The sequence below is a fragment of the Congregibacter sp. genome (genome assembly GCF_047617445.1).
GTDB lineage: Bacteria > Pseudomonadota > Gammaproteobacteria > Pseudomonadales > Halieaceae > Congregibacter.
Window position 1 is genome coordinate 1 of the sequence record NZ_JBLGBE010000097.1, and the last position, 11,085, is coordinate 11,085.

Consider the following 11,085-nt stretch of genomic DNA (forward strand, 5'->3'; position numbering starts at 1 on the left):
CAATGATGAGGCGTTACTACAGCAAATCGGCGGCATGAACAGTTTTGGTCGACTCATCGAGCCCGAAGAGATTGCTGGAGTCCTGTACTGGGCACATCGCAATCCCGTGCTCAATGGATCCGTACTGCATGCCAACCTTGGTCAACGGGAGAGTTAAGGTGAGTCCAGCTGCGCTGCAGGAGCGTCGCGAACGCGTTTTCTTGATCCTCGCCGGGACGTTTCTGTGCGCCATGACGCTGCTGAATGTCATCGGTATTACGCGGTTTGTACAATTGGGGCCTATGGCGCTGGCGGTTGGTGTCCTCCCCTACCCACTGACATTTTTATGCACGGACCTTATTTGTGAACTCTATGGAAAAGCCCGCGCGAATTTTTTGGTGAGCGTGGGTTTGGGCCTGAACTTCTTGATTTTGTTTGTCCTGTTTCTTGGCAACAGCATCCCCTCAGTGCCTGCCGATGCCATGCCTCCCTGGCAAATCATTCAGCTGGCAGCTCCGGTGGCGCTGCCCAACGGCGAGGTTGTGGAAAGCAGTATTGGGCTGTATCAGTTGATCTACGCCACGACCTCAGGAGCGGTCTTCGCATCGATGCTCGCCTACATTGCCGCGCAGTACTGTGACGTACAGCTGTTTCACTTTTGGAAGCGCGTAACACGGGGCAAGCATCTGTGGATACGCAACAACTTCAGTACCCTAATGAGCCAAATGGTCGATTCGGTGATGGTGGTGACTGTCACCTTTGGCGCAGCTTACTTCCGGGGCGATGTCACTACCAAAGCCTTGGCGATACTAGTAGGAAGCAATTATCTGTTTAAAGCCTGCGTGGCGCTGCTAGATACCGGCCCGTTCTATCTCGGCGTGCATTACCTACGTCGGTATCTACACTTGGAAGAGGGAAGTTACGCTGCCGCAGAACATGCCCTTTCCAGTGAGTCCGAGGCTTCCGATCTAGAATTTAAAAACTAGGCTACGCTGCGTAGAGGCTGCTTCAGCGTTTTGGACTGCGCGCCCAGAAGCTCCTCGGCAAGTTCCTCTGCTATTTCTCCTGTGGGTCGATGACAGCGATCCGCACGCTGGAGAACCTCGGTCAATCGATCGCCGATGCTCTCAATATGTTCTCTCAAGCCGGCGCGATCAAGGCCACTGCGCTGATAGTGGACATCGATGATGCCCCCGGCATTAATAAGAAAATCAGGGCAATAAAGAATCCCACGATCCACCAAGCGACAGCCGTCCGAAGTTTCTCGTAGTTGATTATTCGCAGCCCCGGCGACGATACCAGCGCGGAGCCGGCTGATACTGTCTGCATTCAAGGCACCGCCCAACGCACAGGGCGCCAGCACATCGACGTCTTCGTAAAGAATATTCTCAGGGGCAACCGGCGTTACACCGAGCTCTGACTCCGCTCGTAGGAGATTCGCAAAATTGATGTCGGAAGCGAGCACCTCAGCACCGGCACTTTTTAGCATCTGCGCCAAGGCGAAACCCACGTGCCCCAAACCCTGTATAGCAACTCGAACACCCTCTAAGTCACTTACCCCAAGGCGATGAGCGAGAGCCGCGCGAATGGCCACATACACACCCAAAGCGGTACTGGGCGATGGGTCACCACCATGCTCTGTTGCCGCAAAGCCACTGACGTGCTCCGTGTACTGACTCATGGCGCGAAGGTCCGTCACAGACGTTCCCGAATCTTCCGCAGCCACATAACGCCCGCCAAGACTATCGATAAATCCGGCCATAGCACGCCATAGAGCAGCACTCTTGTCCTGTCCGGGGTCGCCAATGATTACTGACTTGCCACCCCCTAGCGGTAAACCCGCTAACGCTGATTTGTAGGTCATTCCCCGGGAAAGGCGCAGTACATCATCGATAGCCTCGGCCTCGGAGGCATAGGGATACATACGGCATCCGCCTACGGCTGCGCCCAGCCGCGTATCGTGAACGGCAATGATTGCTCGCAGACCGCTCGCGAGGTCCGCCGCAAAAACTACTTGTTCATGACCGTCAAAAGAGGGATCACTAAACACAGACATGGCTTCTTCCTTATTAGTATGTGCTGAGCGACCCTTAGGCCGCCTCTACGATCTGTACGATATCTTCTTGCCCTTCCAGCCGCCCCATCAGGGTGGAATGCCGAAGGGCGAGTTGATCACGATTGCGATCCTTTACGTGCCCAAAGCCCCGCAATTGTTGTGGGAGCGCCAGCAGCTCCTGCATCAGCGCATACTCAGTTAACGTAGTCGCGACCTCCATGCGTTCACATAAAGCACCCAGGAGACCCTCATAATCGGCGATGTCCTGACGCTCCCCTCGTCGTTCGGCGGTATAGCCAAATAGGTCTAGCGCAGTTCCGCGAAGGCGACGCAGGGGCGCCAGGACGCGAAACGCCGTGAGCATCCAAGGACCAAATTCGGTTTTTTGCAACTCTCCGGAATGCGGATCCCGCTTACTCCATAGCGGCGGCGCGAGGTTAAAGCTAAGGCTATAGTCTCCCTCGAACTTGGCCTCAATCTTGGCCAGGAATTCCGGGGCACTGTAGAGTCGAGCGACCTCGTACTCGTCTTTGTACGCCATCAACTTGTAGAGCGACTTCGCGGCGGTCGCGGTCAGAGAAGCACTATCTTCAGGCCGCGGATCCGCAGCTTGTACGGCAGCGATCGTGTCTCTATAGCGCTTCGCATAGCGAGTGTCCTGATAGTCCACCAGGCGCGCTGCACGGTCTTCAATGAGCTCCGCCGTTCCAAGCTGTGCGATCGCCACGGACTCTGGCAGCAACGCCAGCACCTGATCGGGACGGTTTGCATAACGACGACCATACAAGAACGCCTGCTTATTGAAATCCACTGCCACGGCATTGAGCTCGATAGCCCGCTCCAGTGCCGCTGCGGACACTGGCACCAGCCCCCGCTGCCAGGCATAACCCAGAAGGAACAGATTACTGGCGATGGAATCACCCATCAGGGTCGTAGCGATGCGACTGGAGTCCAGAAAATGGCAGTCTGAGTCTCCCACTTCTTCGAGTACCCGTTGCTTCATGGTGCTTGTAGGAAAACGAGCATCAGGGTTAAGAATAAAGCTCGCCGTGGGCACTTCTGCATCATTCACCACCGCATGCGTGCGCCCGTGAGCGGCTTTCGCCATAGCTTCATACGTCGTAGTCACAACAAGATCGCAGCCCAGCAACAGGTCTGCCTCACCCGCCGGGATACGGACGGCCATAATGTCATCTTGAACTTTTGCAACACGTACATGAGACACGACCGCACCAAACTTCTGAGCCAAGCCGGTTTGGTTCATCGTCGCGCAGCCCTTGCCTTCGAGGTGAGCCGCCATCGCCACTAACGAAGTAATGGTAAGAACGCCCGTACCTCCGACACCGGTAACCACCGTATTCCAGGGTCGCTCACTAAGATCCGGAAGCTGCGGTTCAGGCAAGGGATCAAACACCATCTGCGCAGTCTCCACGCGCCTGGGCTTACGCAGGCCCCCGCCCGTCACCGTGACGAAGCTTGGACAAAACCCGCGGTTGCAGCTGTAATCCTTGTTGCAGGCACTTTGATCAATCTGCCGCTTGCGACCCAGCTCAGTTTCTTTGGGCACTATAGACAAGCAATTGGACTTTACAGAGCAGTCTCCACAACCCTCGCAAACTGCGTCGTTAATAAACAGTCGTTTCGCAGGGTCTTCAGTAATTCCTTTCTTGCGACGCCGACGCATCTCCGCCGCGCAGGTCTGCTGGTAAACGATTACCGTCGCCCCGCTAATCTCACGAAAGTCTCGCTGTAAGGCATCCATTTCATCGCGATGATGAATACTCAGGCCACCGATAACCGGAACATGGCCCCGCCACTGCCCAGGTTCATCACTCACCAGTGCAATACGCCGTACACCCTCGCCCTGAAGCTGGCGTAGTAGATCCGGAATCGATAGTGAGCCATCGATGGGCTGACCGCCTGTCATTGCCACCGCATCGTTGTAAAGAATTTTGTAGGTGATGTTGACGCCGGATGCCACCGCGGCGCGCACAGCAAGAATACCCGAGTGGAAATAGGTTCCATCACCGAGATTCTGAAAGACGTGCTTGGTATCAGTAAACGGGGCCTGACCTATCCAGGTCGCACCTTCCCCGCCCATCTGCGTAAAGGTTAATGTCGGCCGATCAGGCATCCAGGTTGCCATGTAGTGACAACCAATGCCGCCAAGAGCTCGACTGCCCTCGGGCAACTGAGTGGACCTGTTGTGTGGACAGCCGGAGCAAAAATGCGGCACACGTTCCGCTACATCTGCGGGCCGCGCTAGAGACAGCTCTTTACTCTCGATCCAGCGTATGCGCTGTTCCATAACTTCGGACGCAAAGAAGCGTCTGATGCGTGAAGCAATCGCCACGGCAACTTTCGCCGGGGTGAGCTCGCCCAGATTCGACAGTAATTCGTTTCCCCGCTCATCAAACTCTCCAATGACCTTGGGCCGAGCGGCCACCGGATAGTTATATAGCTGCCCGGTAAGCTGGTCCTCAATAATCGAACGCTTTTCTTCAACAACCAGAATTTCTTCGAGGCCATCTGCAAAGTCGTGGGTCGCTTGCGGTTCAAGCGGCCAGGGCATGCCGACTTTATAAACCCGTAGGCCAATCTCTGCCGCTACCGCGGCACTAATACCCATGTCTTCCAATGCTTGCATAACATCAAGATAGGCCTTTCCCGAGGTGATAATCCCCAAACGTGCTTTGGGACTATCCAGAACGACTTTGTTGAGGCCATTGACCCGGGCAAACTCTCGAGCGGCGTAGATTTTGTAACGATTCAGTCGTGCTTCTTGCTCCATGGGCTGATCAGGCCAGCGCGCATGAACGCCTCCTTCTGGAAGCTCAAAGCCTTCCGGGATAACCACCTGAATGCGCGAGGCATCCAGATCGGCAGAGATAGCAGAATCCATGTTTTCGGTGATCGCCTTGAGCGCGACCCAGCATCCCGAATATCTCGACAGCTCCCAGCCGTAAACGCCTAGATCCAAGACCTCTTGAACATTGGACGGACTGAGAACGGGGATAGATGCCGCGATAAAGTCGTGTTCTGACTGGTGGGGCAAGGTTGAGGATTTACAGGCGTGATCATCTCCCGCCACGGCAAGTACGCCACCAAACTTAGACGTCCCGGCAGCGTTCGCGTGTTTAAACACGTCCATACTGCGATCAACCCCAGGCCCCTTGCCGTACCACATGCCAAAGACGCCGTCATATCTCGCACCGCTGAACAGATTCGTCTGCTGACTTCCCCAAACGGCTGTTGCCGCGAGCTCTTCATTAATTCCTGGCTGAAAGTGCACATTGTGTGGCTCTAACCAGCGCTGGGCTTTCCAGAAAGCCTGGTCTAACCCACCCAAGGGGGAGCCGCGGTAACCGGATATAAACGCCGCGGTGTTTAAGCCCCGCTGCTGGTCACGCTGATGCTGAAGCATTGGCAAACGGACGAGTGCTTCAATGCCGGTCATATACGCGCGATCAATATCCAGCGCGTATTTGTCGTCCAGAGATATGTCTGTTATGCCGCGAACGGTCTGATTAGCCATCGATGAACTCCGCGAGTTTATAATGGAAAATTCTAACGGAGCTGAGAGGTTTTACTATGTTATTTACCTACCGAAACGGAGCATTTTTAGATAAAATATGCACAATATATTCATTGCGTGCATATTTATGGCAGAAAAGCTCGATAACACAGATTTAGCCATTCTCGACTTACTTCAGGGCGACTGCAGTCTCAGTACAGCCACCATTGCCGAGCGGGTAAATCTCTCTCAATCGCCATGCTGGAGGCGCATCAGCCGATTGGAGGAACAGGGGCTCATTCGAGAGCGGGTAGCCTTACTCAATCGCCAAGCATTGGGCATGGATGTCGTGGTGTTTGCCACGGTTAATCTCACGGCTACCGGTCGCCAGAACCTGTTGAGCTTTGAGCAGGATATTGTCCGCTACCCCGAGGTTATCGAGTGCTACACCATGACCGGAATTTGGGACTATATGCTGAAAATTGTGACCCGTGACGTGCGTCACTACGAGAGCTTTGTGCGCGAGACCCTCAGTGCCAACCTCGGCGTTCGAGAACTCCACTCACATATGGCGGTAACAGAGATCAAAAACAGCACATCTCTCCCCCTGCAAACTCAAGGCTGAAGGCACAATCCCAGACCATTACCAACCCATAACCTCACGGACCAAGGGGACAGTTAGAGGTCGCTGCAGCTGCAAGGAGGCTCTATCAAGAAGATCCAAAGTCTCCAGCAAATCTGACAGGGCGCGACTCTCTCGAGAGCACAAATACTGTGCAACAGACTCGGCTAGCATCAAACCTCGACGTTGCGCACGAAACTGTAAAATGGCCTGCTTCTCACCATCACTAGCGGCAACAATAGCCCAGGTCACGCCGCCGGCCAGGCGTGAACTGAGATCAGCAAGCTGCACTGCCAGATCATTTGCCGGGCGCCGAGCAGCTATCCACAAAGGGCATTGTGCGGCCCGGGCCCGATTGATGAGGTGAAACAAAGCTTCTTCCCAGTCTGGTCGACCAGCGATCACCTCAAGGTTATCCAATGCCAGCAACGAGGAGGACTCCAGATCCTGCAACACATCTCCGGGAGGCGATTCCAGTAATACGGCCAGTGGCAAATAGAGCGAGCCTTCCGTCGCATGACACAGCGCCTGTAATAGATGGCTCTTCCCCTCGTCAGCTCCTCCGTGCAGAAACTGCAGGGGCTCCGATCGCGGACGCGACATACTGTCCAGCAGTGGCGCAAGAGGCTCGCGAACAAGAAAGTTATCGAAGGTAGTCTCGTCCTGCAGCCCAATCTGCAGCGCCAACTGCCGAGACTGATCCAAAATCTGTGTCGACTCAGACATCTTCGCCCGGGCTCTCGTGATCACCGCCCACATAGATCTTGCTGCTTCGATAATGTACCAAAGCATGACTGACAAAGACCTTGATAACCGCTGCCACAGGTAGGGCAACCACCACTCCCACAAAGCCGGCAAGCTGGCCTCCCGCCATCAGGGCAAAAATCACCACCACTGGATGTAGTCCAATTCGATTACCTACCAGCACCGGCGTGAGCAGCATGCTCTCGATCAATTGACCAACCCCAAAAACCAAAGCGACATAAACCAGAGGTAAGGGCTCGTGAAACTGTAACCAGGCCGCCGCTAGCGATGCTGTAATTCCGACGATGAATCCAAGGTAGGGCACGATACTGGCGAGGCCCGCAATAAATCCAAGGAGCAGCGCAAGCTGTAAACCGACAACCCAAAGGCCTGCGGAATAGAGTGCACCCAGAGCACACATCACAATGAACTGACCCCGAAGAAAAGCGCCTACCACCTCATCGGCTTCGCTGGCCATCTGCAATGTGCCCGCCTGCCAGGCCTTGGGCATGAGACGCAAAATTCGTGCGGCAATATCGTCCCAGTCCCGCATGAGGTAGAACGCGACCACCGGCACCAGTGCGATGTTCGCCAAGCCCAGGAGCAGACCCAAACCGGAACCCGTAATACTCGAAACTGTACTAGCCGTCACCTTGCCCAGGGATTGCCAGTTCTCAAGTAGCTCTGCGGACCAGTCAATTTGCGGAAGACTAGCCCCGGTCACCAGTGTTCGGGACTGCAGCCAAGGGACGGCAACATCACGCAACCAGCCGTAAACCAGGGGAATTCGACCCACCAGGCCATCCAGTTGCTGCAGAAGAACCGGCACCGCAAAGAACATTGCCAGTAAGGACACAGCAGTAAAAAACAGGAACACCAGAACAACACCAAAAGTGCGGCTCCCTCCCCTCTCCTCGACGCGATCAACGAGAGGATCCCCGAGGTAGCCTATAAGCGCCCCCAAAACAAAAGGCAACAAAATGGGCTGTAGCAGGTAGAACACCAGCCCCATACCCGCAAACACAGCGAAAACCAGTGGCCAGCGGTTTATAGGGATTTCGGGCTGGCTATCAGACTCAGGGGTGCTGGTATTCATCGTATCCATTCATAGGACAAACCGCTCTGTCCTGACTCCAGAGGAAGGGGCACAAATCGCGGGTCAAGCTCAATAATTCGCGCAAGCTGTTGCAAGTCGGTTTCCGCTTCTACCCGCAAGCTGACCTGGTCTCCCAGTAAGCTATGCGGCACCACGTTGCGCACGGCTTCGAGAGAGCTCAGCACCTGCTGCAGCACTACATAGTCATCGAAGCTTCGCACGCCTCTAAGCGTGAGCTGATACCGCTCATCTGTATCAGCGCTAAGCTCTACGGCGTATTGCTCCACGAGGGTGGCGGCCACCAACTCCGCCCCCGCGTCAGTGAAGGCCTGCAGACTTTTCGCAGAGCTGGACTGGCTTCGCCAACGCCCATTGTCCAAATATCGCCAGTCTCCCAGCCAACTGCCATTAGATAATTGAGCCACGCGGCCTGCCAGTAACTCCGTACCCCGGTAGCGACTTGAAGCAGCCATCAACGCTGATGACGATTGACGCCAGGCCTCACCCGGCGTAATTGCCGAGGCGTCCGACAAGTCGTACAGGGGGGTTTGTAACGGTACTCCCCGACGCAGGAAACTCTCACGCAAAACACTATCCGCCTCTGGAGCCGCGTCTACCGATGCGAATCGACGGCCGCTTGCATCACTGACAACCAGCCAAGTGAGTACCAAGGGTCGATTCGAGGTCCACAGTCGCAGCCCCGATTCTCGCAACAGCTGTTGCACCGCCTGCTCATCATAGTCTAGGCGAAGCAGTAGGACGCCTTGCGCATCCTCTTCGTAGCTATAGCCAAGGAGGTAAGCTTGAGCATCCTCTATGGCTGCAGCCACCTGTGGACTCTCGGGCGCCTGCGGATTGCCTGAAGCTTTAACAAGCACCTCGACAAGCCCGGCTCTGCGCGCGGCGCTCAGTGAACGTGCATCACGCCCATCAACGACAAGCCCCGCTTTATAGATATCGTCCACGATTTCGGCCTGAGCAACCTGATTCCACAGGACGGCACAGTGCAAAAACAGCAAAGTCGCGACAAATTGGCGAAGGATCAATGTTGGCATCCGGCCATTATACCAGCGACGACGCCGGTACTCGCCCTTTACTGGCTGGCCGAGGACGCTAAACTGCGCGCTCAACTTTGTCCCGGCCAATCTCCGATGTCAGAAAACAAAAACACTACACCACTCACCTATCGCGATGCGGGGGTGGATATCGACAAGGGGAATGCCCTGGTGGGTCGCATCAAGGACGCCGTGGAACGCACGCGACGCCCCGAAGTCATGGGAAGCCTTGGTGGCTTTGGCGCTTTATGCGCTTTGCCTGCTGGTTATCGTGAACCGGTTCTGGTCTCGGGCACAGACGGCGTTGGCACCAAGTTAAGGCTGGCGATTGAACTAAACCGCCACGAACACATCGGCATCGATCTGGTCGCTATGTGTGCGAATGACATTGCCGTTAGTGGTGCTGAGCCACTGTTTTTCCTCGACTATTACGCCACCGGAAAGCTCGATCTGGATGTCGCCACCGACGTCGTGCGCGGCATCGCCAAAGGCTGTGAACTCTCAGGCTGCTCGCTGGTCGGTGGCGAAACCGCCGAGATGCCCGGCATGTACAGCGAGGGAGACTATGACCTGGCGGGCTTCTGTGTAGGCGTCGTGGAACGAGACAGGGTCATCGATGGAAGCGCCGTAGCGGCTGGCGATACCTTGGTGGCAATAGCCAGCAGCGGGCCGCATGCCAATGGCTATTCGCTGATTCGCAGCGTCCTCGAAAGAAGTGAGGCCGACCTGAGCGCGCCTCTTGAGCACGGCGGCAAAACTCTCGGGGAGCTGCTGCTGGAGCCAACGACACTATATTGCAAAGCATTGCTCTCACTGCGGGAAAAGGTCGATATTCACGCCATGGCCCACATCACCGGTGGCGGTCTATTGGAAAACCTGCCCAGAGTGCTGCCTAAGGACACGATGGCTCACATCGACACCCAAAGCTGGGAATGGCCTGCGGTCTTCAAGTGGTTGCAAAACGCGGGAAACATTGAGCGTATGGAGATGTTTCGCACGTTCAACTGCGGTGTGGGCATGGTGATATGTTTGCCCCCGGAGCATGCTGCGACCGCCATCAATGAGCTGAAAAAGCATGACCTGCATGCCTGGCAGTTAGGCGAAATTGTCAACGGCGACGAAGGCATTGCCTTTAGCGAATGAGAGCTTCCCGGCGCATCGCTATTCTCGCGTCTGGTTCTGGCTCCAACATGGAAGCGATTGCCGCCGCCTGTGAACAGCCTGAAACACCTGCGGAAGTGGGTCTTGTAATATGCAACGTGCCCAACGCGGGCGTATTAAAAAGAGCCGAAAAGCGGAAAATTCCTAACCTATGCATCGATCATCGGCAATTTGAGAGCCGAGGAGAGTTTGAGCAGAAGATGCTCGAGGCGCTGCATGCTGCCGCTATTGAGCTCGTGGTACTCGCGGGCTTTATGCGAATACTGACGGATCACTTTATTGAGGAATATTACGGATCGCTATTGAACATTCACCCCTCGCTGTTGCCTAAATACCCAGGACTAAACACTCATCAACGCGCGCTGGATGCTGGCGACCGCGAATCTGGCGCCACGGTACACTTCGTAACGCCCGAGTTGGATGCCGGCCCATCGATACTGCAGGCTACAGTAGCTATACGCCCGGAGGACGACGCGACCAGTCTCGCCGCACGGGTACAGGAGCAGGAGCACCGCATCTACCCTTTAGCCGTTCGCTGGTGTGTTGAGAAGAAAGTAGAACTACGCGATGGACAGGTCTGGAAGGACGAATCGATTATGAGCAATGGGATAAACGCATGACAGTCACCGACATCACGCACACAGGGACGCTAAAAGCGCTGACCGCATTCCTGTTGCTCACAGGCAGCCTCGTTATGGGCGGAGCGCTTGCTGAGGAAGTACCAAAGGAAGCACCAAAGGAACACGCAGAAAAGAAGCACGAGCATCGGACATTAACCCCCTATGACGCTGTCTATAAAACCTCCACCTCCGGCCTTAGTATCAAGCTTCGTCGCAGCTTGTCCCTGGACGAAAACGG

9 protein-coding genes and 1 pseudogene are annotated in these 11,085 nt (G+C 55.5%); 5 read left to right on the forward strand and 5 right to left on the reverse strand.

Annotated elements, in window-relative coordinates:
• Positions 1 to 158 precede the first annotated feature (158 nt).
• Positions 159 to 965 carry a queuosine precursor transporter gene (locus ACI9KD_RS15465; protein ID WP_414982071.1) on the forward strand — a complete coding sequence of 269 codons (807 nt, stop codon included), beginning with the start codon at positions 159 to 161 and terminating at the stop codon, positions 963 to 965.
• On the opposite strand, the gene ACI9KD_RS15470 is transcribed toward ACI9KD_RS15465, so the two are convergent.
• A complete protein-coding gene (locus tag ACI9KD_RS15470) occupies positions 962 to 2,035 on the reverse strand; it encodes a Glu/Leu/Phe/Val family dehydrogenase (protein ID WP_414982072.1) in 1,074 nt (357 codons plus the stop codon). The two genes, ACI9KD_RS15465 and ACI9KD_RS15470, sit on opposite strands and share 4 nt — an antisense overlap.
• 34 nt (positions 2,036 to 2,069) lie before the next feature.
• Positions 2,070 to 5,570, reverse strand: coding sequence for an indolepyruvate ferredoxin oxidoreductase family protein (locus ACI9KD_RS15475; protein ID WP_414982073.1), 3,501 nt, complete (start codon positions 5,568 to 5,570; stop codon positions 2,070 to 2,072).
• Positions 5,571 to 5,697: 127 nt separating this feature from the next.
• Between ACI9KD_RS15475 and ACI9KD_RS15480 the strand changes: the two genes are divergently transcribed.
• Entirely contained in the window at positions 5,698 to 6,174 is a 477-nt protein-coding gene (locus tag ACI9KD_RS15480) for an Lrp/AsnC family transcriptional regulator (RefSeq protein ID WP_414982074.1), read from the forward strand.
• Between the two features lie 18 nt (positions 6,175 to 6,192).
• Here ACI9KD_RS15480 and hda read toward each other — a convergent pair whose 3' ends face one another.
• From hda to ACI9KD_RS15495, 3 genes are read right to left on the reverse strand one after another with little or no spacing between them, the layout of a single operon-like run.
• Complete coding sequence (gene hda, locus ACI9KD_RS15485) at positions 6,193 to 6,897, reverse strand: DnaA regulatory inactivator Hda (protein WP_414982075.1); 705 nt, start codon at positions 6,895 to 6,897, stop codon at positions 6,193 to 6,195.
• On the reverse strand, positions 6,890 to 8,011 hold the full coding sequence (locus ACI9KD_RS15490) for an AI-2E family transporter (RefSeq protein ID WP_414982076.1): 1,122 nt from the start codon (positions 8,009 to 8,011) through the stop codon (positions 6,890 to 6,892). The genes hda and ACI9KD_RS15490 overlap by 8 nt, the downstream gene beginning before the upstream one ends.
• Positions 8,008 to 9,066 carry a DUF2066 domain-containing protein gene (locus ACI9KD_RS15495; RefSeq protein ID WP_414982077.1) on the reverse strand — a complete coding sequence of 353 codons (1,059 nt, stop codon included), beginning with the start codon at positions 9,064 to 9,066 and terminating at the stop codon, positions 8,008 to 8,010. The genes ACI9KD_RS15490 and ACI9KD_RS15495 overlap by 4 nt, the downstream gene beginning before the upstream one ends.
• 96 nt (positions 9,067 to 9,162) lie before the next feature.
• Between ACI9KD_RS15495 and purM the strand changes: the two genes are divergently transcribed.
• The 3 genes and pseudogenes from purM to ACI9KD_RS15510 form a co-directional block, all read left to right on the forward strand.
• Complete coding sequence (gene purM / locus ACI9KD_RS15500) at positions 9,163 to 10,209, forward strand: phosphoribosylformylglycinamidine cyclo-ligase (RefSeq protein ID WP_414982078.1); 1,047 nt, start codon at positions 9,163 to 9,165, stop codon at positions 10,207 to 10,209.
• Entirely contained in the window at positions 10,206 to 10,847 is a 642-nt protein-coding gene (gene purN, locus ACI9KD_RS15505; RefSeq protein WP_414982079.1) for a phosphoribosylglycinamide formyltransferase, read from the forward strand. Before purM ends, purN begins: the two co-directional genes overlap by 4 nt.
• Positions 10,844 to 11,085, forward strand: a pseudogene (locus ACI9KD_RS15510) (hypothetical protein); the annotation flags it as partial. The gene purN and the pseudogene ACI9KD_RS15510, both read left to right, overlap by 4 nt.